Annotated in this window: 22 protein-coding genes; 15 read left to right on the forward strand and 7 right to left on the reverse strand. The window is 47.1% G+C overall.

Annotated features, from left to right (window positions below):
• The first annotated feature begins 24 nt into the window (after nucleotides 1-24).
• The 7 genes from Q1V85_RS04080 to Q1V85_RS04110 all read left to right on the forward strand — a co-directional run bounded on the left by Q1V85_RS04080 (nucleotide 25) and on the right by Q1V85_RS04110 (nucleotide 7,760).
• Nucleotides 25-1,293 carry a serine hydrolase domain-containing protein gene (locus Q1V85_RS04080; protein ID WP_300597713.1) on the forward strand — a complete coding sequence of 423 codons (1,269 nt, stop codon included), beginning with the start codon at nucleotides 25-27 and terminating at the stop codon, nucleotides 1,291-1,293.
• Between the two features lie 128 nt (nucleotides 1,294-1,421).
• Nucleotides 1,422-2,957 (forward strand): family 16 glycosylhydrolase, encoded by a 1,536-nt coding sequence (locus tag Q1V85_RS04085; protein WP_300597715.1) that lies wholly within the window; start codon nucleotides 1,422-1,424, stop codon nucleotides 2,955-2,957.
• Nucleotides 2,958-3,011: 54 nt separating this feature from the next.
• The gene (locus Q1V85_RS04090; RefSeq protein WP_300597717.1) at nucleotides 3,012-3,824 is read left to right on the forward strand and encodes a dienelactone hydrolase family protein; all 813 of its coding nucleotides are present in this window, start codon (nucleotides 3,012-3,014) and stop codon (nucleotides 3,822-3,824) included.
• A 188-nt stretch (nucleotides 3,825-4,012) separates the two neighbouring features.
• Nucleotides 4,013-4,231 (forward strand): hypothetical protein, encoded by a 219-nt coding sequence (locus Q1V85_RS04095; protein ID WP_300597719.1) that lies wholly within the window; start codon nucleotides 4,013-4,015, stop codon nucleotides 4,229-4,231.
• Nucleotides 4,232-4,299: 68 nt separating this feature from the next.
• Nucleotides 4,300-5,400, forward strand: a complete 1,101-nt coding sequence (locus Q1V85_RS04100) for a metallophosphoesterase (protein ID WP_300597721.1) — start codon at nucleotides 4,300-4,302, stop codon at nucleotides 5,398-5,400.
• 70 nt (nucleotides 5,401-5,470) lie between these two features.
• Nucleotides 5,471-6,823 (forward strand): NAD(P)/FAD-dependent oxidoreductase, encoded by a 1,353-nt coding sequence (locus Q1V85_RS04105; RefSeq protein ID WP_300597723.1) that lies wholly within the window; start codon nucleotides 5,471-5,473, stop codon nucleotides 6,821-6,823.
• Nucleotides 6,824-7,130: 307 nt separating this feature from the next.
• Entirely contained in the window at nucleotides 7,131-7,760 is a 630-nt protein-coding gene (locus Q1V85_RS04110; protein WP_300597725.1) for a hypothetical protein, read from the forward strand.
• A 10-nt stretch (nucleotides 7,761-7,770) separates the two neighbouring features.
• On the opposite strand, the gene Q1V85_RS04115 is transcribed toward Q1V85_RS04110, so the two are convergent.
• On the reverse strand, nucleotides 7,771-8,796 hold the full coding sequence (locus Q1V85_RS04115) for a beta-ketoacyl synthase chain length factor (protein WP_300597727.1): 1,026 nt from the start codon (nucleotides 8,794-8,796) through the stop codon (nucleotides 7,771-7,773).
• 213 nt (nucleotides 8,797-9,009) lie between these two features.
• On the opposite strand from Q1V85_RS04115, the gene Q1V85_RS04120 reads away from it, so the two are divergent.
• On the forward strand, nucleotides 9,010-9,708 hold the full coding sequence (locus Q1V85_RS04120; RefSeq protein ID WP_300597729.1) for an SDR family oxidoreductase: 699 nt from the start codon (nucleotides 9,010-9,012) through the stop codon (nucleotides 9,706-9,708).
• A 91-nt stretch (nucleotides 9,709-9,799) separates the two neighbouring features.
• Nucleotides 9,800-11,209, forward strand: coding sequence for a hypothetical protein (locus Q1V85_RS04125; protein ID WP_300597731.1), 1,410 nt, complete (start codon nucleotides 9,800-9,802; stop codon nucleotides 11,207-11,209).
• Between the two features lie 521 nt (nucleotides 11,210-11,730).
• Here Q1V85_RS04125 and Q1V85_RS04130 read toward each other — a convergent pair.
• The 3 genes from Q1V85_RS04130 to Q1V85_RS04140 form a co-directional block, all read right to left on the reverse strand.
• Nucleotides 11,731-12,180 carry a cytochrome c gene (locus tag Q1V85_RS04130; RefSeq protein WP_300597733.1) on the reverse strand — a complete coding sequence of 150 codons (450 nt, stop codon included), beginning with the start codon at nucleotides 12,178-12,180 and terminating at the stop codon, nucleotides 11,731-11,733.
• Nucleotides 12,181-12,238: 58 nt separating this feature from the next.
• Nucleotides 12,239-13,534 (reverse strand): PQQ-dependent sugar dehydrogenase, encoded by a 1,296-nt coding sequence (locus Q1V85_RS04135; protein ID WP_300597735.1) that lies wholly within the window; start codon nucleotides 13,532-13,534, stop codon nucleotides 12,239-12,241.
• A 279-nt stretch (nucleotides 13,535-13,813) separates the two neighbouring features.
• Complete coding sequence (locus Q1V85_RS04140) at nucleotides 13,814-14,680, reverse strand: AraC family transcriptional regulator (RefSeq protein ID WP_300597737.1); 867 nt, start codon at nucleotides 14,678-14,680, stop codon at nucleotides 13,814-13,816.
• Nucleotides 14,681-14,975: 295 nt separating this feature from the next.
• On the opposite strand from Q1V85_RS04140, the gene Q1V85_RS04145 reads away from it, so the two are divergent.
• Nucleotides 14,976-15,797 carry an ATP-binding protein gene (locus Q1V85_RS04145; protein WP_300597739.1) on the forward strand — a complete coding sequence of 274 codons (822 nt, stop codon included), beginning with the start codon at nucleotides 14,976-14,978 and terminating at the stop codon, nucleotides 15,795-15,797.
• 64 nt (nucleotides 15,798-15,861) lie between these two features.
• Here the strand turns inward: Q1V85_RS04145 and Q1V85_RS04150 are convergent, their stop codons facing one another.
• Nucleotides 15,862-16,548 carry a zinc metallopeptidase gene (locus Q1V85_RS04150; protein ID WP_300597741.1) on the reverse strand — a complete coding sequence of 229 codons (687 nt, stop codon included), beginning with the start codon at nucleotides 16,546-16,548 and terminating at the stop codon, nucleotides 15,862-15,864.
• Between the two features lie 478 nt (nucleotides 16,549-17,026).
• Between Q1V85_RS04150 and radA the strand changes: the two genes are divergently transcribed.
• The 4 genes from radA (at nucleotide 17,027) to Q1V85_RS04170 (ending at nucleotide 21,315) form a co-directional block, all read left to right on the forward strand.
• Complete coding sequence (gene radA, locus Q1V85_RS04155; protein ID WP_300597743.1) at nucleotides 17,027-18,412, forward strand: DNA repair protein RadA; 1,386 nt, start codon at nucleotides 17,027-17,029, stop codon at nucleotides 18,410-18,412.
• A 121-nt stretch (nucleotides 18,413-18,533) separates the two neighbouring features.
• Nucleotides 18,534-19,052, forward strand: a complete 519-nt coding sequence (locus Q1V85_RS04160) for a hypothetical protein (RefSeq protein ID WP_300597745.1) — start codon at nucleotides 18,534-18,536, stop codon at nucleotides 19,050-19,052.
• 78 nt (nucleotides 19,053-19,130) lie between these two features.
• Nucleotides 19,131-19,943, forward strand: a complete 813-nt coding sequence (locus Q1V85_RS04165) for a hypothetical protein (protein ID WP_300597747.1) — start codon at nucleotides 19,131-19,133, stop codon at nucleotides 19,941-19,943.
• The gene (locus Q1V85_RS04170) at nucleotides 19,930-21,315 is read left to right on the forward strand and encodes a hypothetical protein (protein ID WP_300597749.1); all 1,386 of its coding nucleotides are present in this window, start codon (nucleotides 19,930-19,932) and stop codon (nucleotides 21,313-21,315) included. The genes Q1V85_RS04165 and Q1V85_RS04170 overlap by 14 nt, the downstream gene beginning before the upstream one ends.
• Nucleotides 21,316-21,319: 4 nt before the next feature.
• Here the strand turns inward: Q1V85_RS04170 and Q1V85_RS04175 are convergent, their stop codons facing one another.
• Both Q1V85_RS04175 and Q1V85_RS04180 read right to left on the reverse strand, forming a co-directional pair.
• Nucleotides 21,320-24,139 carry a hypothetical protein gene (locus Q1V85_RS04175; RefSeq protein WP_300597751.1) on the reverse strand — a complete coding sequence of 940 codons (2,820 nt, stop codon included), beginning with the start codon at nucleotides 24,137-24,139 and terminating at the stop codon, nucleotides 21,320-21,322.
• Between the two features lie 92 nt (nucleotides 24,140-24,231).
• Nucleotides 24,232-24,879 (reverse strand): response regulator transcription factor, encoded by a 648-nt coding sequence (locus Q1V85_RS04180; protein WP_300597753.1) that lies wholly within the window; start codon nucleotides 24,877-24,879, stop codon nucleotides 24,232-24,234.
• A gap of 121 nt (nucleotides 24,880-25,000) precedes the next feature.
• On the opposite strand from Q1V85_RS04180, the gene Q1V85_RS04185 reads away from it, so the two are divergent.
• Entirely contained in the window at nucleotides 25,001-25,723 is a 723-nt protein-coding gene (locus tag Q1V85_RS04185) for a ComF family protein (RefSeq protein ID WP_300597755.1), read from the forward strand.
• Nucleotides 25,724-25,730 lie beyond the last annotated feature (7 nt).

Here is a 25,730-nt window from a genome sequence, read left to right on the forward strand (position 1 = left end):
TAGTTTAGGTGCCAAATTTTACCAATGAAACGGATTCGCTTGTTACTTATGGGCCTGCTCCTGCAGTTTACTGCTGTAGCGCAGATAAAGCCCCCCGCTCCGGGCAAAACCGCCGCCAATGGTTTTGATGAGGAGCGCCTGCAACGCATCAGCAATGTGATACAGGATTATGTACAAAAGAACTGGATCAACGGAGCGTCGGCGCTCATTGTACATAAAGGTACTATTGTGTACAACAAAGCATTTGGTATAAGCAATGCCCAAACACCAATGAAGACGGATGCGATCTTCCGGATCGCTTCGCAAACCAAGGCCATAACCAGCCTGGCAGTAATGATGCTTTTTGAGGAAGGGAAATTTTTGCTGGACGATCCTATTTCAAAGTACATTCCTGCGTTTGCAAACGCTAAAGTATTAGACCAGTTTAATGCGGCAGATTCTACCTATACTGTGGTGCCAGCAAAAAGAAGTGTTACCATCCGTGATCTGCTCACACATACTTCAGGGCTGGATTATGCACAAATAGGATCACCCAGCATGAAGGCCATTTACGCCAAGGCTGGTATTCCCGCAGGATTTGTGATACATCCCCAGCGTTTGGCAGATGCGATCGATAAGCTGGGAACCCTGCCATTGGTGCATCAACCGGGCGAGCGGTTTACCTATGGATTGAATACCGATGTATTGGGCCGGCTCGTTGAGGTTACTTCCGGCATGAGCCTGGATGAATTTTTCCATAAACGGATCTTCGAACCGCTGAACATGAAGGATACATATTTTCAGTTACCGGATGCAAAACAATCGCGCCTGGTAAGTGTTTATACAGAAGATAAAACCACCCGGGCTCCCATTCCCTGGGCCGATACAACCTTTCGCGGAATTACGGTGAATTACCCGGTAAATAACAATGGGTACTATTCCGGTGGCGCGGGCCTGGTTTCCACTACCGCGGATTATGCTGCTTTTTTGCAGCTGATCTTAAACAAAGGCGTATATAACGGAAAGCGCCTGTTGTCCCGGCATTCTGTAGAAATGATGACCCAGAACCAGATCGGTGATCTTTCCCTGGGCAACAATAAATTTGGACTGGGCTTTGAAATTACAACCGATAAAGGATTTTTAAAACTGGGACAATCTGCTGGAAGCTTCGCCTGGGGCGGATTCTTTGGTACCTCTTACTGGGGCGATCCCCGGGAGGAGATCGTGGCACTGCTTTTTGTACAGCAATGGCCGTTCTCACACGGAGAGTTAGAGGATAAATTTGCAGCCCTGGTGTACCAGGCATTGAAATAAAACAAAAGCAATTCTTTTAAATAAAAACATGAGATGGAACACAAGAACGTATTCATTTGTATATCCGGTTGAATTGAATATTTTCCTATGCGAAATTCCATCGGACGAAAAACAATTAAAGTAAACAGATGAAACAAGGATTATTTCCGGCGGCGGTACTGGCCCTATTGTTAAGCGGCAGCATACCGGCAAACGCACAATCTTCAAAAGGTAAGGTAAGTTTTGCCGCCAATCCCATTGTGGCGCATAGAGGGGCATTTAAGAAGAACCAGCTCCCGGAAAATTCCATTGCGTCCCTGAAACACGCAATCGAATTAAAGTGTACCGGGTCCGAATTTGATGTACAGATGACCGCTGATGATTCACTCATCATCAACCATGATCCGCATTATAATAAACTATCCATCGAAAACACCTCTTATGCAGATCTGATCAAAACGCCATTGTCAAACGGAGAATCATTGCCCACATTAAGAGCCTATCTCCAGGCTGGCTTAAAAAATAACCGGTCAACCCGCCTGGTGCTGGAAATAAAACCATCGGTGATCAGTAAGGAACGGGGACAATTGGTGGCACAACGGGTGGTAAACCTGGTGCACAAACTGGGAGCCGCTCCCATGACGGTTTATATCAGCTTTGACTATGATATCTGCAAAAAGGTAAAAGAACTGGATCCCCGGGCCCATGTGCAATACCTGAATGGTGATAAATCGCCGGAAGCGATCAGGGCCGGAGGATTGGACGGAGTGGATTATCATTATTCGGTATTTCAAAAACACCCGGATTGGATTGCGCAGGCCCGGCAACACCAGGTGGTGCTGAATGCCTGGACGGTAAATACAGCGGCCGAAATGGATTGGCTCCTGGCAAACGGGTTTGAGTTCATTACTACCAACGAACCGGAACTGCTGGCGGAGCGGATCAAAGCGATGCCTGCATCCAAGGGATGGAAACTGGTATGGAGCGATGAGTTCAATCAGAACGGGTTGCCGGATGAAAGTAAATGGGGCTATGATGTGGGAGGCCATGGCTGGGGTAACCGAGAACTGCAATATTATACAAAGGCCGATAGTAATAACGCCATCGTTAAAAACGGGAAGCTCCTGATCATTGCCCACAAAGAAAAACGGGAGCAGAATACCTATACCTCTGCCCGGTTGGTTACAAAGGGAAAAGGCGATTGGTTATATGGCCGGGTAGAAGTAAGTGCCCGTCTGCCGGTTGGCCGGGGTGTATGGCCTGCCATATGGATGCTGCCTACCGATTGGAAATATGGTGGCTGGCCGGCAAGCGGTGAAATTGACATCATGGAAAATGTAGGCTATAACCCGGATACCGTCTTCAGCAGCGTGCATACCAAATCCTTTAATCATGTAATCGGTACACAAAAAACAAAAGGCTTCTTTTTAAAGGATGCCGGAACAAATTTTCACCTGTATGCTACGGAATGGAATAAAGACCGGATCGATTTCTTTGTAGACGACCAGTTGTTCTTTTCATTTAAGAACACCGGGAAGGGATTTAGTGAATGGCCCTTTGATCAAAAGTTTCACCTGCTGCTGAATATGGCCATCGGCGGAAACTGGGGCGGTGTTAAAGGAGTGGATGAGCAACTCAACAAAGCGGTGATGGAAGTAGACTATGTACGGGTGTTTCAAAAATGATCCGGATATACAGATGAAAGATCCGCATAAACGAAATACTAATTATAAAATGATATGATGAAAAAGGGATTGCTGGTACTTGCTGCTGTTTTGATTTCGTTCATAACCCATGCACAGGACTATTCGTTATTTCAGAAATTCCGGTTCATACAAAGCGGTGATACATTACCCTACCGGTTATTATTACCTGAAAACTATAACCCGAAAAAGAAATATCCGCTGGTATTGTTCCTGCATGGCCGCGGTGAAAGCGGTAACGATAATGAAGCCCAGTTATTGCATGGCGCCGCCCTGTTTTTAAAAGCAGAAAACCGGAAAAATTTTCCGGCGATTGTGGTCTTTCCGCAAAATGCAGTAAAGTACTATTGGAGCAATGTGCAGACGATTGCAGATGCAGACGGAAAGCGGAGTTTTTATTTTACAGAGGATGGGCCGCCTTCGCCCAGTATGCAATTGGTAATGGGATTGATGGATAACCTGGGCCGGCAATACCGGATCAAAGAAGACCAGGTATATGTGATGGGGTTAAGTATGGGTGGCATGGGCACTTTTGAAATTGTAAACCGCATGCCGCATGCATTTGCTGCCGCTGTTCCCATTTGCGGTGGTGCCAATCCGGCCATTGCCGCGCATTTAAAAAACACAGCATGGTGGGTATTTCACGGCGATAAAGATGTAGTGGTAGCACCGGAATATTCCCGTAAAATGGAGGAGGCTATGAAAGCCAAAGGAGTGGATGTGCGGGCCACTTATTATCCGGAGGCGGGGCATAACAGCTGGGATTCGGCCTTTGCAGAGCCCGGATTATTGCCCTGGCTTTTTGCGCATAAACGAAAAGATAATTTTGGAAAACCATCCAACAATTAGTTCCTACTGCTGTTAATTTATTATGAATTAGCAATCGGTTAATAGCCGCTTGTGCCATTCACAGATATTTTTGCATATCGGTAAATGGAAATTTGTTGCTAACGCTCATTCGTTTAAAAATGATAAAAAGCAAGCAACTTTTGCCATTTATTTCATATCTTACAGTTATGAATAAATAGTTTTGAGTGATGAAGAATACGTATCGTTTAATAGGATTTGTGATTTTGGGAATCGCTGCATCTGCAGTTACAGGTGCGGTATGTGAAGCACGCAGAAGAAATGCGATGAAACGATTGCTGGATACCGCAAACGAAGGCTATGAAACTGCCCATGATATTATCTATCCCGGAAAAGGGCAACGTCGTGCAAAAAAACTCCGTTACGGCCCTGTTTACCCGGGCATGTAACACAAGGATCAATTCGGTTGGAGCAACCTTATTGACCTGATAAATCCCAAATATGTAATTTTGAAACCATGCGCCGGTTTCTTCGGTCCCTTTTGTTAAAACCCGTTTTATGGGCTGCCAGAAAGTTTGATTCCAGCCCGGATAAGGCCCGGATCTATGATGCGCTTACCAGGCTTTTCAATCATATTTTAAACAATCCCGGTAAACTGGGGCCGGTGATCAGTTTTGATAATCAGGCAGACCGGTTGATTATTTTCTCCGATCAGCACAAGGGTGCACGCAATGGTGCCGATGATTTTGCAATGGCTGCCCCGGCTTACCGGGCGGCATTAAAGTATTACAATGAACGGCTCTTCCGGTTTATAAACCTGGGCGATTGCGAAGAGCTTTGGGAAAATACGCTTTCAAAAGTTAAGAAATACAACAAGGACGAATTTATAGCGGAGCAGGCGTTTGTACAACGCGATGCTTTTGTGAAGGTGATCGGCAACCATGATCTGTACTGGGGCAATGACCCGCTGGCGGGGCTGGAGCTGGAGCTGCTGTATGGGGAAAAAGTTAAAGCCTGGGAAGGCGTGCTCCTCCGTACAGAGATCAATGGGGAAGAGCTGCGTATCTTTTGTACACATGGGCACCAGGGCGATATGAACAGCGATGGGAACTGGTTTACCAAATTTTTTATCTCCCGGATCTGGGGACCACTGCAGTCGTATCTGCAGATCAATACCAATGAACCTTCCAACAATGCGTATAAAAAAACGGTGCACAATGAAATCATGTACGAATGGTCGGCAGAGCAGGACCGCATCCTGCTGATCACCGGTCATACGCATCAGCCCGTTTTTGAATCGCTGACACATATTGAGCGGTTGTATCGCCAGATGGATATCGCCAAAACAAAGAACGATGAGGAAACGATCAAAAAGATACAGGAAGAAACCAACCTGTACCAGGACCGTTTTAATAACCTGGTATTTGATTATAAGAAAATGCTGCCTACCTATTTTAATACGGGCTGCTGCTGCTTTTCAGATGGCGATATTACCGGCATCGAAATAGAGAACGGGTCGATCCGCCTGGTAAAATGGCAAACCAAGGGCCAGGTACCGGGCCGCACCGTGCTGGAGGAAATGCCGCTGGCTGCTGTAATGGCGCAGATAAACCGGTAAGTACTCACTGGTTTCAGGTATACTCCGGCTTCTGTTGCCAGCTTATCTTCAGGTCCCCAAATAAATCATCATGGACCGTCGCCGTTTTATTCGCCAAAGCACACTGTCTGCAGGAGCACTGATCCTTTCCGCACATACGCCGTTCAACCGCTATTTTTCAAAGAAGCCCGAAGTTATTGTGATTGGTGCCGGCTTTGCAGGGCTGTCTGCTGCGTTGCGGCTGAAACAGAAAGGAATTGCGGTAACAGTAATTGAAAGCCGGAAGAGGATCGGCGGACGTGTTTTTTCGCATCCTGTAAGTGAGCAACTGGTTGTAGAGCTGGGAGGAGAATGGGTGGGAAATTCGCATACACGCATGCAGGAACTCTGCTCAGAATTCGGTCTGGCATTGGAAAATAACCAGATGAACACTCATCTTATTTACAAAGGGCAATATAATGCTCCCGGTTCATGGGATTATAGTGATGCATGGAACACCAAATTTAAAGAAATACTGGAGGCCTATCCGCATTTAAAAGAAACCGATAAGCAGCAGCTGGATCAATACGATTGGTGGCGGTTCCTGGTTAACAACGGTTGTAATGGCCGCGATCTTGACATACGGGAACTGTTGGATAGTACCGATTTTGGGGAAAGCATCCGCCATGTTTCTGCCCTTGCAGCGCTGGCAGAGTATGCGGAAAGCAGCGAGAAGAATGAGATGGATCTGAAGATTAAAGGGGGCAATGCCATGCTGGCGCAAAAAATGCGGGAACAGATCGGTGGGGAACATATCCATTGCAATCATCATGTTGCCCGTATTATTCAAAAAGACCGGGTAGAAGTGATTTGCTCCAACGGAAAGAAATTTACCGGCGATAAACTGATCTGCGCTATTCCTGCTTTTTCTGTACAGAAGATTGGATGGGACCCGGTACTGCCGGAGTCGCTTGCTGCTACCTTAAATGCGCTGCAGTATGCCCGGATCAATAAACATGCCCTGCATTTTTCGGAACGTTTCTGGAAAGAAGAAGCCTTTGACCTGGTATCGGACCAGTCGCCGCATTATTTTTATCATGCTACTAAAAATCAGCCCTCCGCCGGAGGGGTATTGATCGCCTATAGCATTGGGGATAAAGCGGCATCCAATGCCAATCAGTCCAATGAATTTTTAGCAAATGATGTATTCCGTTGCCTGGAACCACATTTTGGCAATTTGCGGCCCCTGCTCAAAAGCCAGGCAAATTATTATTGGGGCAATGATGCGTATTCGTATGGCGCATATGCACTTTATGGCATCGGGCAATGGTTTAAGGCAGTGCCCGAACTCCGGAAGAACTTTTTGCATACTTTTTTTGCAGGCGAGCACATGGCGGATTGGCAGGGCTTTATGGAAGGGGCGGTGAATACGGGTGAAGCCGCGGCAGATGCGGCAATAGAATGAATCGGAGCGACATAGCAAAGCAGCGCCTTTGATACAACCTTATTGAAAAACCGGCAATGGCCAGGTATATTTCGGCAGCGATTTGCCGGCCTTGGCATACCTTTCTGAAATCGCGCGCTGGTATCAAAATCAATTCCTGTGAAGCACCGGCCATTTAATGATCGCTTAAGCCGGATGTTAACCATATTCGGCCAGGCTCTGTTCCAGGGCTGGTGGGCAACCTCAGTAAGGCAGAGGATTTTGAATCCTGTATTTTGGCATTATCCGGTATCTTTACACCCGATTGTACCAAAACAGTGATCAACAAATGAGAAACATTTTATTTACGATTGGGTGTAGCTTTTTATTGTTAATGGCTAATGCGCAGCAGGCTTCCGTACGGAGCCTGGCAAAAATTGAGGCGGGCCCCGGCGGTATCGGTTTCGGATATGAAGCCAAATTAGCCGCTACATTTACCCTCGATGCAAATATTGGCGTAGGCGGGAATTATGAAATTAAAGACCATTCATTTTCTTATGTTTTTGCAAGCAGCAAGTATGAAACCCCTGCGCTTTACCTGAATATCAATCCCCGTTTTTATTACAATATTGCAAAGCGGGCAAGCAGGGATCGAAACACCTCGTTGAACGGTGCCAATTATTTTGGCGTAAAAGTAAAACTGGTGGCTCCTTTCGACACGGACTATTATACCGGTACATCGCTTATCAATGTACATTGGGGCATACAGCGCAATATTGGAGGAAAATGGCTTATAAATACACACGCAGGGCTGGGGTATGCCGTGTCCCAGGTTCAAACGAGCACCATTTATTATAATAGCAACGGGTCCAACACGGTCATCAGACATCCATCGCCCAGTTCTTTTTATCCTGCTATCGATATAAAGTTTGCCTACGTACTTTCAAAAAAAGACGGAAAAAAGCGGGAGCAATGGTAACCGGGGATGTTTATGGTTTTGCCAATACCAGGAAACTATGTTGTTTACCATGATACTGGTTGTAAATGATCACGCGTTCAATACCGGAAGGCACGGCCCCTTTCTTTAAAAGGGTGGCAGGCACCGCCTGTTGTTGCAGGATGTAGGCAGCCAGCCAGGCAGCAAAAGCGCTGGCGGTGGGATACTCGCCGCATAAATGCTTAAACCGGAGCAGGGTGGTGAAAGGAATCAGTGTTTCGAGATTGCTGTAAAAAAAACGATAGCGGTTATCACCGTTATCACCCGACAGCCAAAGGGTGTTTGGGGTAGCCGGGTAGGTTGCCAGCAATTGTTCCAGCCGTTTTGCTACATACTGCGGATCTTCTGTATGCAAGATCTCCACGGCTTCAATCCGGGCCAGGGCGCCGTCCGGGGTTCCGCTTAACAAAAACAGGGCGGCACCTTCGCCGGCAATAGTAGCCGTATGCTCTGTTTGAAAGAGCGCTGTACTGGTCAGTTCCGGATCATACCAGCCGGCCAGCCGGTCAATATTATAATTATAGGTCGATATTTCATCCACGGCACCCGTGAGGTATAGCTGCTGCGGGTTATCGGAAAGAAACATTTGGGCATCCAGTAGTGCATTTTCAAATGCCAGTCCCAGGTGCACATGCGTGGCATTGTAATTCCGGTTCTTAGTGATCAGGCTCAGTTGACCGGCGATGGCATTAGGTGTACTTTGAACAAAATTACCGGGTGTGAGCATCCCTTCTTCATAATCAATGATCTGGTTCAGGAATTTGATACAATCTTCCATACCGCCGTTTGCTGTGCCGATAATGATTCCATCCGGTACTGCGTCCTTTAACAGGGGTAACCCGGCCCCAATACCCATACGAACCGCCTTGCTCATTCTACGCAGCATACCCGGAGGCACCCCCTCCAGCACCGGTTCAAGGGCCACCAGTTTTCCGTTTGCAGCAGGAATCACTGCATCCAGGTTTACCGGATCAACGGTTTGCTGTGGCGAAATACAAAGCTGCTGTCGAATGTACACAGATATAATTTTGGGGCTAAGATAGGTAAATTAGTTTTCAGGCGTCAGTTTTCAGTCGTCAGCGGTCTACTGCGCTGCTAAAACTAATAACTTAAAACTGATAACTAACGACTGCTAACTGAAAACTCCTAACTGATAGCTAAAAGCTGATTCCTTCTTTAACGAAACCATAAAAAAAATTATACGTACTTCGCAGGGTTAAATGAATCGTGTATGAATATTTTAATTACCGGCGCTTCGCAAGGGATCGGGTTTGCCATAGCTGAAATTTTTTCAAAAAAAGGGAACCGGGTGCTCATCACTTCAAGAAATGAAGTGCGGCTTTACCATGCGCTGGAGTCATTACAAACAAAATACCCGGATGCGGATTTCCGGGCTAAAGCGTTCGATCTTTCTATAAAAGAACAGGCACAGGCACTGGCTGGCTGGGCCCTGGAGCAGGGCGTGCCGGATGTATTGATCAATAACGCCGGTTTTTTTGAGCCGGGTAATGTAAGCGATGAAGCCGATGGCGTATTGGAAAGCCAGCTGGCCACCAATTTGTACAGTGCCTACCATCTTACCCGGGCCTTGTTGCCTGCGATGAAGGAAAAACGCAACGGTTTTATATTTAATATTTGTTCGGTGGCCGGATTACAGGCCTATCCCGGTGGGGGCGCTTATAGCATCAGTAAGTTTGCGTTGAACGGTTTTAGTCAGAATCTCCGGGAGGAATTAAAGCCACATGGGATAAAAGTGGCAGCCTTATTTCCGGGAGCAGTAATGACGGCTTCCTGGAAGGGATTTGACAATAGCGAAAAGCGGATTATGGAAGCGGCTGATATTGCCATGCTGATTGAAACAAGCACCCGGCTTTCTGATGCAGCTTGCGTGGAAAGTATTATCTTAAGACCGCAATTGGGTGATTTATAAACAGGACGCGATTTGCTGTGACCGCCTATAGATTTCCTGTAGTTTTCATTAAACGGCCTGCCCCGGCAGGTAGCATCTTTAAAAAGCACGCATGAAACGGTTTGGTTTATTGATATTCCTGCTGATGGCTTCTTTTTCTGTAAGGGCCCAGCGGAACGTATTGGAGGCGAGGTTAAGAAGCAATATTTATTTGAATGTATATGCCAATAAAACCAATTGTTATGTTGGCGAGCCGATCATTGTTACCTATAAACTCTACTCTTCACTGGAATCGGTTTCTGAAGTAGTAAAGGACCCTGCCTTTAAAGGGTTTGAGTTCCGGGATCTGATCAGCGCCGGCGATGGAATGGTGAGCCGCGAAACGGTGAACGGAGAAACCTTCGATGTACATACCATCCGGAAAGTGCAGCTGACGCCCATGGAGGCAGGAAAGCTGGAGCTGGACCCGATGGTGATCAGCAACCGCATCCGGCTGGTAGATGCATCCGGTAACCGAAGTTCGATCCTGGAAGGTGCTGATGACAATATTCCCTTGAAGAACGGGGAATACCGCATGACGATTGCTTCCGTGCCTATTTCCATTAATGTGGAGCAGGCTCCGGCCAATGCCCCTGCAGCCGTTTATAACGGGGCGGTGGGCGATTTTAAAATGAACATAAAGCTTTCAAAGATCAACTTTACACCAGGCGAGCGGGGAACCCTGCAGATTATCATTTCCGGAACAGGCGATTTTAGCCAGGTAACACAGCCTGCGGTAGAATGGCCCAGGGAAATCGTGGTATATCCGCCCGGTATAGAGGAGCAATACAACCGCAACAGCCGTACCGCCGCGGGAGTAAAAACCTTTACTATCCCTTTTACAATTGGAAAGGTAGGTACTTACACCCTTATGCCGATCCGGTTTGCCTATTTTGACGCCCGGCAAAATCGCTATAATACGATCAGTAACCCCGCCATCACATTTTATTCCAGGGAACCCGGATCGATCCGGCGCGATCAGGCCCCGGTAACGAATAATGCAGAACGCAATGATAATTTTGGCGCACTGCTTGTTGGCCTGTGTGGGGTAGCGCTGTTACTGCTGGTGCTGTTCCTGGTGCGGCGGTCAAAAAGAAAACGGGCTGTAAAGTTGCCTGCCCGCCAGCAACCAACGGCCACAAAGCCCGTAACATACGAACCGGTTCCGCAGGCACCGGCGGGGATCGATGCATTGCTGCAGCCCGCGGAAAACGCGGTTGCCAAGGCCGGCAGCTCTTTTTACAGCTTGCTAAAACAAGGCATGGTGCAATACCTGGAGCAGCGTTACCAGATATCAGCCGCCTTGTTCAATAAAACCGGTTTAAAAGAGCAAATGACACTCCGGAATGTTCCCCAGGCACTTCAGGATGAGGTATTCCATACGCTTACGGAAATTGAAATGAATATTTATTCGGCAGGAGGAATGGATGCAGACCGCATGCGGATGCTGGAAAAAACAAGAGCCGTGTTGAAAAAACTCTAGGCGGGTACCGGCCATACAGATAATAACTTGTTAGCGGCATCCGGAAACGGGTGCTGTTTTTTTATTATATTTATAGTGCCAGACAAAACGAACGCTGTGAAACAATTCCAAAAGATACATGGTCCTCCTGCACCGGTCTTTGCTCTATAGCCGGTGATCACTACAATAAATATGCGGCAGTACTGGCTTTATTACCCGCTTCAACTATATTTCCATGAATCCACCTCAAAGCAGTATCACATAATTGAATAAAAGCTTCAGGGCAACCCGGATATTCCTGTATTATGGGAAGCGATAAACGCTATTGTAACGCCTTTCCGGTGATACCGATGAACGTCCATACCGCCCAGAGCATACCGCCTGCAGACCCCCGGCACATGGTGGGCGGGCGTTCTATGCAAAAACTGTGAACGCATTTTTGTGAACAAAAAAAAAGTTCACAAAAACAGGTTCACAATTGTAACCGTCCTGAAAGAAGTTGACATAAGCATGTGTGTTGCTGCTTTATTGCCGAACCGGCATTATTTTATTTTCCCTGAACGCACCAGCGCTACTTCTGTTTTTGTAACGGCACTGGCATTGTTTCCGAAACTCTTCCGGATATAGGTAAGCACGTCTGCCACCTGCTGATCGGTCAGTGCTTTAAACGGAGGCATATTGTTTGAATACAGTTCCCCGTCAATTTCAACCCGCTCCTGCATGCCATGCAGCACAATGTTTATGAGGGACGTTTTTTTCCCCATTACCTGGCTGGTGCCAATGATGGGTGGATTCAGATTAGGCACTCCACCACCATCAACCTGGTGGCAGGAGAGGCAAAACTTTTGATATACCAGTTTCCCGCTCTTCAAAACTGCTGGCAAACCGGCTGCCGGCGCGGCCTTTTTTACAGGGGCAGCTTTCTTTACTGTTTGGGAGAACACGGGAGAAATGCAGCCAAACAAAAGCGCTGCAAGGATCATTTTTTTCATCTGTGGCCAAATAGTAGATATGATGTGTGCAAACGGTTCGGATGATCCGCTTGCTTTTTCAATTATTTTTATACTCGATCTTATAAATCGTGCCCTTAACATCGTCTGTTACATACAGGGAGCCATCGGGTCCCTGGGCCAGTCCGCAGGGGCGGTGCTGCGCCTGCCGGGGTGTAAGCACTTCCGGAACGCCGGCAAAGCCGTCTGCAAATACTTCCCAGTCGCCGGCGGGTTTACCGTCTTTAAAAGGAACAAAAGCTACCATAAATCCTTCCTGTTTTTCCGGTGTCCGGTTCCAGGAACCATGAAAAGCAACAAAGGCCCCGTTCCGGTATTTTTCCGGAAACTGGTTGCCGGTGTAAAACAGCAGCCCGTTGGGGGCCAGGTGCCCGGGAAACGCTACTACAGGGTCGATATAGCCGGCACTGCCTTCTTTTTTGCCATCGCCGCCATACTCAGGGGCAAGGATCTTTTTCTTTTGAAAAGGATCGTAATAGATAAAAGGGAAACCGGCATTATCGCCTTTTTTAACCATATACATACATTCCGCAGGAAGTTCAGCCGATTGTTTTGCTGTGTACAGGTCCGGGAAAAGATCATGCAGCTGATCCCTTCCATGCTGCATCACAAAAAGGGTATTGTTTTGGGTGTTCCAGTCAAGACCGACAACATTTCTAAGCCCGGTGGCATACCGTGTGCCCTGGGGATAAGACTGGTTTTGTTTATCGGCCCTGAACTGCCAGATGCCACCTGCAGAATCCAGCAGCGGACAACCGGGAATACCCATGGATCCGGGCTGCCGGTCTTTTTCCTGGCAGGAGTTCATGGGGAAGCCGATATTTACATAGATGTTCCCGTCGTTATCCAGTACAACGGATTTTGTTTCGTGCTGCCGGCCCATTTTTAAACCGGTAATGATGGTTTCCGGCTGATCGGGATTTACCACCTCGTTTTTTTCATTGAGCTTATACCGGAAAACAGCTTCATTGGAAGAGGCGTATAAAAAACCATTTTTTAAATAGAGTCCCGTTCCGTTGTAGTTTCCAAATCCACCGGTAACCTGTGCCTTTCCGTTGGCGCCTTCCTGCAATACCAGGATGCCCTTGCCGTTTTTTGGGCGCGATAGCTTTACATAAATAATGCCTTGCGGTGTTACCACAATATCCCGCGCTTTTGCGGTGCTGTCGATAAGGGTATGAGCGGTAAACCCTTGCGGAAGCCTCAGCGGCGGAGGTGGGGTAGGGGCTGTTTGCTTCGGCTTTTCTTTGTGAAGCGGTGCAAATGCGCTAAAGGCCATGCTGCAACCAACCAGCAGGAGCGAAAGAAACAATGTATAATGATTCCGATGTATCATGGTGTAAAATGATTAAGAGTCCAGACTTATTGGAGGTAATACCTGTTGAAACCGATGCAAGTGACAAAATACTTGTTTAAAAATACCACGGTTCATTAGCCAATCAGTAAATTATTTTGGCTTACAGCAGACCACACGCATCCTGGATTGCTGTGTTGCATGCAAAGCTGCGGTGGTGCCAAGGGGCGTGTTACAGAAGATCCGGGCTGGGAAGATACCACAGCTTACAGGCTGGACCAGCTGATCCCGTTGTAAAACATCCATAAAATACGGCGCTGTTTAAGCAGTAAATTCTTTCTGGTACATCATGGGACTTTTTCCCGTGATAATTTTAAAGTATTTATGAAAACTGGTAAAGTTGTTAAACCCGCTTTCGAAACAGAGCCGCTTCAGACATTGATTGGTTTCGATCAGCAATTTACAGGCATGGCCTACCCGCAGTTCAATAAGAAACTGGGAATAGGTTTTGCGGGTACGGGATTTAAAAAAGCGGCAAAAAGAGTTGGGACTGATATTGGCCACATCGGCAATCTCTTCCAGTTTGATCTTGCGTTTGAAGTTTTTAATGGTATAATCAAAAATGGCCTGTATCCGTTCGTTATCGGTAGTAACTCCATCCGGTTTAAACCCGATGGAGGACAATTGGAAACAGTCTTTTTCTTCGGCAATGATGGCCAGTGCTTCCAGCATCAATATGATCCGCTGACTGCCTTCAACGGTCAGCAGTTTTTCTAAAATAGCGGCAACCTCAGCCCTGGCATGTCCCTGCACCTGTAATCCCCTGCGTGATTTTTCAAGCAGGCTCCGGATACCATTGTTTTCCGGCAGTTGAAGGAACTGGCCACCAAGAAAATTTTCGTTGAAATGTGCCACACGCACATCGGTAGTGCGGCGGGATGCCTCTTCGAAAAACAGGTCATCAAATTTCCAGTAGTGCGGTAAGTTGGGCCCCACCAGTATCACATCTCCGCTTTGGAAGGATGTAATGCTGTCCCCGATAAATTGTGTGCCTTCCCCGCTTTTAATATGGATGAGCTCCAGCTCTGCATGCATATGCCATCGGTTATTTACATGCGGAACGAGGTCCCTGCGGACATTAAATGAACGCTGCGGTTCATTAGCAACTTTAAGCAACTGAGGTCTCATAGCCAAATGGATTCGTCAAACAATTGTTATTACAAGCAGGAATAAAATTAGAAGTTTATAGACTTTTGCGCGAAAAATCTACGCAATCGTTGTCGAAGTTTTTCACCGAAAGGAGCATAGAGCTGCCGGTTTTTAGCATTTTACCAAATATTTGCGTTTTTTTATAAATTTATTCAAGAAATCGCCCGGGATTGTGAAGGTTAAAATAGTTGCATTTATTGCCAATAAAATGCAATAGCCGGCCGCTATGTTTCTGTTTCTTTACAGGGCTGTAATATTTATAAACTTTGCTGTTATGAAAAAAAAGATGCTTTTTATTTGTCTGTTGATTTCCGGTATGGCAACCGCACAGGTGCATAAAGTTGAAAAGCTATGGGAAACCGATACCATCATCCCGGTACCGGAATCGGTGTTGCCCGATATTGCGGCCAATACGCTTTACGTGTCGCTCATCAATGGTGGCGGATGGGATAAAGACGGCATCGGGGGCATCGGAAAGCTGGACCTGAACGGCCGGCAATTCAACGGCCATTGGATTGAGGGACTCAATGCACCCAAGGGCCTGGGACGGGTAGGAAACAAACTTTTTGTAGCGGATATTGATGAAGTAGTGGTGGTGGATATAGTCAAAGGACGTGTTGAGAAAAAAATACCCCTGGAAGGCGCCACCGGTTTAAATGATATTACCACAGATAGCAAGGGGGCCGTGTTTGTTTCGGATTCCCGGAAGGCCAGGATCTGGAAACTGGAAAATGGACGCCCGTCCGTATACCTGGATAGTGTTAAAGGTGCCAACGGGTTAAAAGTAGTAGGAGATGCGCTGTATTTTGCAGAAGGAAAAAAATTAAAGAAGGCAGACGCCCGCAAGCAGGTATCCACCATCGCAGAGCTTCCACAGGGGATCGATGGTATTGAGCCGGTTGGGAATGGCGATTTCCTTGTAAGCGCATGGAGCGGATACCTGTTTTATGTAACAGCATCGGGACAAGTGGAGTTGTTGCTGGATACACACCTGGAAAAAATGAACACGGCCGATATGGGATATGATCCCGTTAAGCGGATTATTTATATGCCCACTTTTAACGCAAAAAAGGTGGTGGCGTACCAGTTGCGGTAATGCATTTTAACAAGCTTTTTTTACCGGCGGTAGCAGCCCCGCTCCCATTATACGAAACGATTGTTTAGTCCCTTCTGTTCATCAGGATGGAAATGTATTGCAACAGGGTTACCACGGCTGCCAGGGCTGCAACAACATAGGTGGTGGCCGCCCATTTTAAAGCATCCTTCGCCATGGGGTATTCGGTGCTATTGGTTACATTGGTATGATTTAACCAGGCCAGGGCCCGCCTGCTGGCATCAAATTCAACCGGCAGGGTAATTAAAGAGAATACCACTGTAATTCCCATTAACACAATACCCGCCAGCAGCAGGGTATAACTTCCCGAAGCGGCCATAATGATACCAGCCAGGAGCACCCAGTTTACGATCATGGAGCTGAACTGAACAGCCGGTACCAGCTTGCTGCGCATCTGAAGTGGTGCATACTGGTGGGCATGCTGTACGGCATGGCCGCACTCGTGCGCTGCCACAGCTGCTGCAGCCACCGTTTGTCCTTCATAAACTTCCGGACTCAGGTTTACGGTTTTTTTAGCCGGATCATAGTGGTCGCTCAGGAACCCCTGCACAGAAGTTACCTGAACATCGTAGATGCCGTTTTCCCGGAGCATTTTTTCTGCAACTTCTTTTCCGCTCAGGCCGGCAGCCAGCGGAACTTTACTGTACCGGCTGAATTTGCTCTTCAAAATCATTGATACGATCATGCTGATACCCATAAATAGCAGCGATACCATCATAATTCCTGGTGTCATATTTCTTGAGTTTTCTTTATACCCAGCAAATCTCCATCCAATGATAATATTGGAGATTTGGCTGACTTTTTGTCATGTAGATAAGTTTTTTTGAAGATATTTGAAGCCTGGTTTTGTTAATAAATAATTAATAATCAAAATATTGCTTACTTTTTGGCGACTGAAATTTCAACAGTTCTTAATTTCTTAACCCCCTGCTTACTGAATTTGATTTTTTATTTCTAAGCCAGAATTGTACCTTAGTATCAGAATTTAATGGGTTAGTAAGTATTAAGGTCAGTCGAAAGATTGGCCTTTTTACTTTTTTAGAAGACCGGATCCGGAAGCAGGAACTGGTTTTCTTTAGTGCTTCTAAAAACAGCAAAACTTCCTGCAGGGATACGGTTCCTTTTCATATGCAATTCTCATTCCAAATCGCCCGCTCATTCACAGAACTTAAATCTTAACGCTCCACTTTCAATTCTGTTATCTTTACCACATGGCTAAGGTTAAGAAATCATTCTTTTGTCAGCAATGCGGATATGAAAGTGTTAAATGGCTGGGGCAATGTCCGTCCTGCGGTCAATGGAATTCATTTGTTGAGGAGATCATTGATAAAGGATCCGATAAAACAGATTGGAATCAATATACCGGGGAAGTAAAGCGCAGTAATAAAACGATCTCCATACATGATGTCATCAGCCAGGAAGAAAAGCGGATCATAACCCGTGATGTGGAATTAAACCGGGTTTTGGGCGGCGGTATTGTAACGGGAAGCATCATCCTGGTTGCGGGAGAGCCCGGCATCGGGAAAAGCACGTTGTTTTTACAATGCGGACTGCAATTTACAAATACAAAGGTTTTATATATAAGCGGAGAGGAAAGTGAGCAACAGATAAAGATGCGTGCCGACCGTTTAACTGCCGGCGGTAGTGAAAAGATCAATGATCAGTTTTACCTGCTTACCGAAACCTCTACCCAAACCATTTTCCAGGAAATTAAAAAGCTAAAACCGCAGATCGTTATTGTAGACTCTGTACAAACATTACAGTCTCCGGTCATTGATGCTTCACCCGGAAGCATCTCTCAGATCCGGGAGTGTACATCCGAATTTCAGCGGTACGCAAAGGAAACCCATACGCCTGTATTCCTGATTGGCCATATCACCAAGGAAGGAAGCATTGCAGGACCAAAAGTGCTGGAGCATATGGTGGATGTGGTACTGCAGTTTGAAGGAGACCGGCATTACGCCTACCGGATCCTGCGCACATTAAAGAACCGTTTTGGAAGCACTTCTGAATTGGGCATCTATGAAATGACGGATATGGGTATGCGGGGAGTGCTGAATCCATCGGAGATATTAATTACGCAAAAAGAAGACCAGCTGAGCGGTATTGCCATTGCGGCTACCATTGAAGGGGTACGCCCGCTGCTGATCGAAATTCAGTCGCTTGTTACACAATCCGTTTATGGAACACCACAACGTACGGCTACCGGCTTCGATCTCCGGCGCCTGCAGCTGTTACTGGCCGTGTTGGAAAAGCGGGGCGGCTTTCATTTCGGTGTTAAGGATGTATTCCTCAACATTGCCGGTGGCATCAAAGTAGAAGATCCTTCCATTGACCTCGCCGTACTTTGTTCCTTATTGTCTTCTTATGAAGATGTGCCCCTGGCCCAAACCATTTGCTTTGCAGGGGAGGTGGGCTTAAGCGGCGAGATCAGGGCTGTAAACAAAATCGATCAGCGTATTGCGGAAGCCGAAAAGCTGGGCTTTGAAAAGATCATCGTATCAAAATACAACCAATCCCTGAAAAATACAAGCCGCTTTAATATTGAAGTGATCCGGATGGGCCGGGTAGAAGAGGTGTATCAATACCTCTTTTAAGCCGTTCACATCATCATGTGATACGCTAAATTTTTTATTGGAATGCATTTCTTTCAATTTTGCAATGGATATAGGAAACTATGCTGCTTTTTAATTGACTTTTCCTCTTAAATTTTTAAGAATGCACAAAACAACCAAAAACAAGATCGTGCTGGCCGCTTTTGCCGTTTGCATGATCAGTACTGCCCAGGCTCAATTACGCACCGTTGCGGTTAACGTAGAGCTAAAAGATGTAACCGGAGTGTCGCCGGTAGCCCCAACAGGATCAAACGAAGTAAATTTTGTTTACGAGACAACGGCCGACTACAACAGTGAAAAAACAGTAGAGATTGCGAACCAGTTCCGGGTTACCAGTACCAAGCCCTACGATATAAAGGTGCACGGTACGGCTGATTTTACTGCCGGCGGAGGGAGCTCCCTGCCTTTAAGTATCTTAAAGCTGGCTGCGCGTATCACCGGCGGAACCAGTTTCCCAGCCGATATCACGCCTACACAAACAGATCAGACCCTGATTTCAGGTACGGCTACGCTGGATCAGGGATTTGATGTACAATACAAGATCCCGCAGAATGCAGCATTGTTAACGGCCACAAAAACCACCTATACAACAAATATCGTTTATACCGCTACTGCACAATAAGCGGTTGTGGTACTTAAAAGCAGAAATTTTTGACATTCAAAAGTTTCTGCTTTATTATTTTAAATAGTACACGTCTCAATGAGCCAGCGGTCCCTCAGCCTCCTCTTCTTAAGCCTCTTTTTTTGTTGCGGTTTACCGGCGCAGCAACTCTCCTTTTCTCCTATGCGCCTTTTTTTCAAAGGTGTTCCGGGAGAAACCGTGAGTGAAACCATTACAGTATTCAATACCACAACTCAGTCTTATGAATTCTTATTAAGCCTGAAAGACTGGAACCGGGATTCGCTGGGCGTTAAACAGTATTTTCCTGTAAACAGCCTTCCGCATTCCAATGCAGCCAGTATCATCCTGCCCCAGACAAATTTTGTTGTGGCACCTGGTGAAAAAAAGACCTTTACGGTCAATATGCGGATCCCCCTGGCGGATACCCAAAAAACGGCCAGCAATAGCATGTTGTTTTTTACACAGGTAAATGCGCCCCGCACAGCGGCAAAGGACAAATCCGGTATCGGCATCCGGATCAGCATGGAATTTGGTATCCAGCTTTTTTATACACCACCGGCTGCGCAAAAAGGCACACTCCGGTTCCTGGCCTTTCATTATGAACCCCCGCATGTAAAAGATAGCGCGGTGCACCGGTTGGTGGTAAAATATCAAAATACCGGGCAGGTGCATAAAGATGGTTTTATCCGGTTTGAACTAACGAATAAGCAAACGGGGGAAGAAATAAAGCCGGAGCCGGTGCCCATTGCCATTACGCCCGGAGATGACCAGGTGATTAATTACCCGCTCCCTAAGCTGGCCGCCGGAAACTATCTTGCGGTAGCCATACTGGACGCCGGGGCCGACAATGAATTAAAAGTTGCAGAAAAAAATATTCATGTGGAAGAATAGGGTCATCCGGCCTTTTTGGCTGGTACTGTTGCTTTGGTATCCGCTTGTGCTGCGCGCCCAAAATGCCCAGCTGATCATTAATGAAGACGCCTTAATAAGCGGATCAAAAAGTGTAACGGCAAGCGGATACAACTATAACCCGTTACTGGCACTGCTGCCCAATATTCTGGTAAAGGGCAACGGCGATCTGAACCCATCTCCTGTTACGGGCATTGTTGTGCCCCTGTCAAAGATTTCTGCCAGATTTATCAAAGGAACAAACCAGGATAATGCCGTTATCCTTAATATGTCTAACCAGCCGATAACCAGCGCGCTTTTAGCATTAGGATTGCTTAACAAAGGAGATTTTGAAGTAAAATATGAGGCTGCCAGTCTTGGGGCAACGGCCTGGCAGGCGGGTACCTACTCCAATACATTGGCTTACTCGCTTAGCGGGATCAGTGTTGGAACCGTTACGCCTGCGGAGGTGATCCTCACTGTGGTTGTGGATCCGCTTATAAAAGAGAGCATGGCCCCGGCAGATATATCGCTGCTGGTAGATAACCTCAAATACTTCCGGAATATCACACTGGAATTCAATAACGCATTTCAGCTGCGGCATACGGTACCGGTACAGCTGAGCCTTGCCGCAAATACAACGCAGCTGGGTTTTACAAACGGATATGCCGGTGTAGCGGACCCGCAAACTGCTGTGGGCAAAATACAGGTGCAAATGACTACACCCACAGGTGCGATAATGCCGCTGACGACCACCAGCCAGCAATTGGTTGCCAATGCCCCGGTGCCTGTGGGGAATAAAACCAGTTTTACAGCCCGGTTTTTTATTAGCCCGGCGGATTTAAAAACGGCGTTTATCAATAAGGGAAATTACAGCACTACCCTTGCCCTGCAGGGAACCAATGCCAGCCCGGCGGCTATTTATAGCAAAGTACTAAACCTGAATGTTATCGTAAACGACCTTTCAGAATTCAACCTGTCAACCACGGGTGTAACCCTGCCGTTTCAAACTGCGGCAGATTACAAAAACGGGGTGGCATTGGATATTGCCAATCATTTGCAGGTAAGCAAAACAACGCCCTATGATATCAGTGTAAGAGCATCTGCTGCTGATTTTACGGGTTCCGGGACAGCTTCCGGAGCCACCTTGCCGGCAAGCATACTGGAGCTAAGCCCCGTCGCCGGTCAAACAGGTGTGAACACCGTAAGTGCTCTTTCTACAACCGATCAATTGCTGGTGAGCGGAGCGCTTCCGGTTGTGGACCGGTATCTGAATATACGCTACCGGATACCTCCTTCCCGAACACAATATTTGATCAACAAGCCCGCCGGTACTTATACAGCGGTGATTAATTATACCTTAACCGCGCACTAAACGCTTAGTTAAACCGGGTAACCTCAACCTTCCGGACCCGGTAAGTATACTTCAATTCAATGGCTTCCTGGCGCTGTTGCAATATCTGCACCGTTTTGTTTTCCTCAAGCATGGTAAAGCCCAGGGCACCGGCTTCCACAGAAAGCATGTAATGATCTTCGGGTAGGTAAAGATGAAACAGGCCTTGCTCATTTATAAGGGTCGTAAATGAGGTCCCGTTCTTTGAAACCGCCTTTACCCGGATGCCGGCGGGCGGTGGTGGAGCATCAGCATATTTATCGGCCACATAGACCAGCTTCCCCGTTAACAACGCTGTTTTTACAAGTGCTACTTCAAACCGGCTGTTTTTTCTCAACACAATTTCGGGACTATACAACAGGCTCCAGTTCTTATGATTGAGAATGGAAACGGAATAGCTTTTGTTTTTTTGCCCGGTAAATTTTACAAGTCCCTTCTTGTTGGTGATGGCCATCGTTCCGTCGATGCGTACCTGAACGCCCGGTGCGGCGGGTTCCCCCTCGTCATAACGGCCATTGGCATTCAGGTCTGCATAAAAGAAAAGTTCCAGCTTCCGTTCCTGCAGTTCATCCTTACTGTGAAAACTTTTTTCTATTCCAAACCGGAGCTGCCTGTTGCTGTAACGGTATTGCAGAGAGGGATCGCCGGGGTCATAGCTGTTGCCGGCGCCCTGGTTTACACTATAGGCCATTGGCTGCACATTGATCCCATAAAGTACATCGGTTGTAACAGCCCAGTTGTTTTTCAGGTGCCAGCGAAGGTTGCCGTTTACAGCGTAATTGGAACTATGATTGTAGCCGGAATAATTATAGGTAGCACCGGTATTTACAGACACCCGCCGCTGAAAAAGCATAAAGCCCGTGGTTGGTCCAAGGGATAGGAACGTATATTTCGGTTGCTGCAGGTTCAATGCCAGGGCATCGGTCAGATAATAGCTGTTAAACTGTGCAAATGCAGAAAAGCCCAGCACCTGGCTTTTGTAGGAGGTATTGATGCGTGAGGACAGGAAGGGCGCCTGGGGTCTTCCGGAGGTGTTCTGGAAGGTATAGCCGTTGTCGGCTTCAAGAAAAAAAGTACTTGCAGCATATGTATAGCCCAGGTTTATTTTCCCGCGAAGGGATGCCGACCTCCAGTTTTCGTTTTCTGTTTGCAGCCGGATATGTTGCGCAAAATAATAAGGTCTGAAGGCAAGGTTCCAGTTTCCAAGCCGGGCTCCGTAACCTATTTCATAGGTGCTGTTCCCATACCGGCTGGCAGCAGCAAGATATTCGTTCCCGAAATAGTAAAGCAGCCTGGGGTTATTATTCAGCAGGCGTATGGCTGCTGTAAGGGTATTACTTCCGCCAAGATCAAAAGAAATAGCATTGTCTAGCTGAAGCAGCCCTCTTCTTAGCCCGCCGTAGTAGGGTGTTGAATAATAGTTATAACTATAGGTTCTGAAGTGTTCATGGTCGTGTACGAATTTTAACCCTGCGGCAAATCCAGACCGGGTGTCTGCATTTTTTATATAGAGCAGGCTGGAACCGGCTTCAACTCCAAAATAAGTTTTTTTATTAACAGGTATGGTAATACTTCCAGACAGCAGCGAGGTATGGATATGGCTCCAGGTGTTCGCATGCTGTAACAGGATCAGGGATTTATTTTTTACGGGAGAGGACTGATCCTGGTAGGCAATGGCAAAGGTTGATCCCTGGTTTTGGGGGATGTGGTAAAGGTTGTTGTATAACAGGTAATTGTTTTCAACGCCGTATACCTGTAATGATTGATGGGCGCCGGTTTTTAAACTGGCTTTAACTCCTCTTCCATTCAGGTTAAAATCAAGCAGCTCATAAATCGTTCCTGCTTTCAATCCCCATTTACGGGATTGGTAATCGACATAGGTATCATAGAGATTGAGCCCTTTTTGTACAGGGCTGTTTAAATAGTCTGCGTTCAGCCGGTACCGGAGTTGCTGACTATCGGCCAGAAAAAATAAACCGTTTCCCTGCAGCTGATAGGCGGAAAGCCCTTGATTTACCGACAGGAAACGCAACCCGATCGTATTGGGCGGGCTTTGTGAAAACGGAGCCTGGTTCAGGAACAGCCGCTTGTCGCTGCTTATGCTCATCATCCGCAGGTTTTTTACAGCAAGCAGGCTCCCGGTTTTATCAAGGGCGCGGATAAGGACCAGGAAGTCGGAGGCGGTGCGGCTCCGCAGCTTATTTACGGCCGTGAATACAATGGTTTGCTGTTGCCCCGGTGCCAGCGTTCGTTCATCTACATCACCCGTAAATTCCAGCCCTGCCGGAATATTGCTTAATTCCAGGTGAAAACTGACCGGGATCAGTCCGTTATTATAGCAACGAATAGCAACGCTGGTTTGCCGGCTGATCTGGCTGAGATAGATCTCCGGCTCATCCGTGTCAACCATCAGCCCCTGTGTTTGCCGGAGGTGGGTAACAAAAGACGCCGCGTTTTGTACGGGTATTTCCTTTTGTACGGCAGCGAGCAGAAAAAGAAACTCCTGGAAATTGCGGTGAACCGTACGCCGGTCGGCAAAATATTTAAGCGGGAACCACTTTTTTTCCCGCGGTTGTAAATGCATACTGTCCGGCAGATTCAGTAACCCTTTTACAGATGCTGCGGCATTTGTTTGAAAAAGGAGCACTTCGGTGGCGCCGTTGTTCTCGATCCAGAGGCTATTGGAAAATGTTTCGCCGGGGCGGATGGCTACTGTATCGTATTTAAAACCATAGCGCACCAACGGTTGCTGCGCTGTAGTAAGCAGGCAGCCCAGAATACCCAGGATAAGAAAAACAATGCGCACGGAAATGAAGCAGTAATAGAGGTATGATGATTGCACAAATGTACGCGGTAGCCCTTCTATTTTGCAGAAGGCATAACCACATAAAGATGTGATTACAGGTAGTGGAATTTAAGCAGGGCGATCAGTTCGGCCTTACTGTTGATCCGGAACATTTTATAAATGTTCTTGATGTGTTCCCGTACCGTATCGATAGAAATATTATGCTTGTATGCAATAAGTTTGTAACTAAGTCCTTCCACAATCCCTTCTACAATTTGCTGCTGCCGGTGTGTTAGCTTCCCGGATAGCTCAACATTGTGGTGGAGGTAGTCAAAGATCTTACCGGTTACTGCCGTGCTGATAAAGGCTTCGCCTTCGATGATTTTTATCAACGCATGATTAAATTCCGCAACGGAAAATGAACCGGGGATAAATCCCCGCACACCCGTCCGTATGTATTTCAGCAGCAGGCCCAGGTCTCCCACTTCGCCCACCGTTACGATCACGGCCCCGGGAAACGATTGAGACAGACCCGACAAAAGTGCCAGGCTTTCCGGCCGGGTAAGATCTGCTGCAAGTAAGATCAATGGCGGACGCGAAAAAAGAAGCCGGTAGGCATGTAAAGAATGATCTCCGGAGTCCGTAGCAACCTGTACCCTGAAGTTAAAGGCGGCACTTTGCCTCAGAAAGGTCGTTAGGTGTTCAGTAAAATAAACATCATCCGATACGATCATCGTATCGATAATAGCGGTAGAGGGCATAACCATAATTTTCATTTATGTCAGCTCCATAGGGGGGCGTTCCGATTAAACTTAGTCCTGGTTGAACGCGGTTCAAATCTAAAAATAAAAATCCGCTTTTGTACATGTTTATTTTTTATATTTGACTAAGAAGCTAATAAAGATGAACACCCTGCACTACACCTGGAGCGCCCTTACGCATCTTTTTTATCCGCATATCTGTGCCGGCTGTGGCAGTGATGCATTGCCTGCGGGCAGCGAGCTTTGTCTTTCCTGTATATATGAATTACCGGTAACAGATTTTGAAGTACATGCAGACAACCCGGTTGAAAAGATCTTTGCCGGCCGGCTTCGGGTAGCAGCCGCCGGCGCACACTGTTATTTTTCCAAAAAGTCATCCATACAGCACTTGTTGCACCAGCTGAAATACGGGGGAAACAGGGCGTTGGGGCACCAGCTGGGGACTATCATGGGTACCGCGTTAGCCCGGTCAATGCGCTTTAACGACGTCGATCTCATAGTGCCCATGCCGCTGTTTGCTGCCAGGGAACGCCGGCGGGGTTACAACCAGGCGGAACTTTTATGCGGCGGTATTGCGGCGATAATGGGCATGCCTGTTTGCAATACATTGGTTTACAGGTCAGAATCGACGGAAACACAAACAAGAAAAAACCGGGTGGAGCGTTGGATCAATATGCAGGGCAAATTCAGGGTTCCGGTCGATTCCGTGATCCAAAACCGGCACCTGCTGCTGGTGGATGATGTGGTAACAACCGGTGCAACGTTAGAGGCCTGTGGCAGCGTCTTACTAAAAATTCCCGGTGTGAAGCTGAGCGTTGCTGTCCTGTGTTTTGCCAGTGATTGATTGCCCG

This window comes from Niabella sp., from assembly GCF_030150205.1.
Taxonomy (GTDB): Bacteria; Bacteroidota; Bacteroidia; order Chitinophagales; family Chitinophagaceae; genus Niabella.

Coding starts and splice junctions, on each gene's coding strand:
- Q1V85_RS04080 (WP_300597713.1), top strand. CDS start 25: ATGAAACGGATTCGCTTGTTACTTATGGGCCTGCTCCTGCAGTTTACT.
- Q1V85_RS04095 (WP_300597719.1), top strand. CDS start 4,013: ATGAAGAATACGTATCGTTTAATAGGATTTGTGATTTTGGGAATCGCT.
- Q1V85_RS04090 (WP_300597717.1), top strand. CDS start 3,012: ATGATGAAAAAGGGATTGCTGGTACTTGCTGCTGTTTTGATTTCGTTC.
- Q1V85_RS04160 (WP_300597745.1), top strand. CDS start 18,534: ATGCACAAAACAACCAAAAACAAGATCGTGCTGGCCGCTTTTGCCGTT.
- Q1V85_RS04180 (WP_300597753.1), bottom strand. CDS start 24,879: ATGCCCTCTACCGCTATTATCGATACGATGATCGTATCGGATGATGTT.
- Q1V85_RS04130 (WP_300597733.1), bottom strand. CDS start 12,180: ATGAAAAAAATGATCCTTGCAGCGCTTTTGTTTGGCTGCATTTCTCCC.
- Q1V85_RS04085 (WP_300597715.1), top strand. CDS start 1,422: ATGAAACAAGGATTATTTCCGGCGGCGGTACTGGCCCTATTGTTAAGC.
- Q1V85_RS04100 (WP_300597721.1), top strand. CDS start 4,300: ATGCGCCGGTTTCTTCGGTCCCTTTTGTTAAAACCCGTTTTATGGGCT.
- Q1V85_RS04105 (WP_300597723.1), top strand. CDS start 5,471: ATGGACCGTCGCCGTTTTATTCGCCAAAGCACACTGTCTGCAGGAGCA.
- Q1V85_RS04170 (WP_300597749.1), top strand. CDS start 19,930: ATGTGGAAGAATAGGGTCATCCGGCCTTTTTGGCTGGTACTGTTGCTT.
- Q1V85_RS04135 (WP_300597735.1), bottom strand. CDS start 13,534: ATGATACATCGGAATCATTATACATTGTTTCTTTCGCTCCTGCTGGTT.
- Q1V85_RS04165 (WP_300597747.1), top strand. CDS start 19,131: ATGAGCCAGCGGTCCCTCAGCCTCCTCTTCTTAAGCCTCTTTTTTTGT.
- Q1V85_RS04120 (WP_300597729.1), top strand. CDS start 9,010: ATGAATATTTTAATTACCGGCGCTTCGCAAGGGATCGGGTTTGCCATA.
- radA (WP_300597743.1), top strand. CDS start 17,027: ATGGCTAAGGTTAAGAAATCATTCTTTTGTCAGCAATGCGGATATGAA.
- Q1V85_RS04110 (WP_300597725.1), top strand. CDS start 7,131: ATGAGAAACATTTTATTTACGATTGGGTGTAGCTTTTTATTGTTAATG.
- Q1V85_RS04150 (WP_300597741.1), bottom strand. CDS start 16,548: ATGACACCAGGAATTATGATGGTATCGCTGCTATTTATGGGTATCAGC.
- Q1V85_RS04145 (WP_300597739.1), top strand. CDS start 14,976: ATGAAAAAAAAGATGCTTTTTATTTGTCTGTTGATTTCCGGTATGGCA.
- Q1V85_RS04140 (WP_300597737.1), bottom strand. CDS start 14,680: ATGAGACCTCAGTTGCTTAAAGTTGCTAATGAACCGCAGCGTTCATTT.
- Q1V85_RS04125 (WP_300597731.1), top strand. CDS start 9,800: ATGAAACGGTTTGGTTTATTGATATTCCTGCTGATGGCTTCTTTTTCT.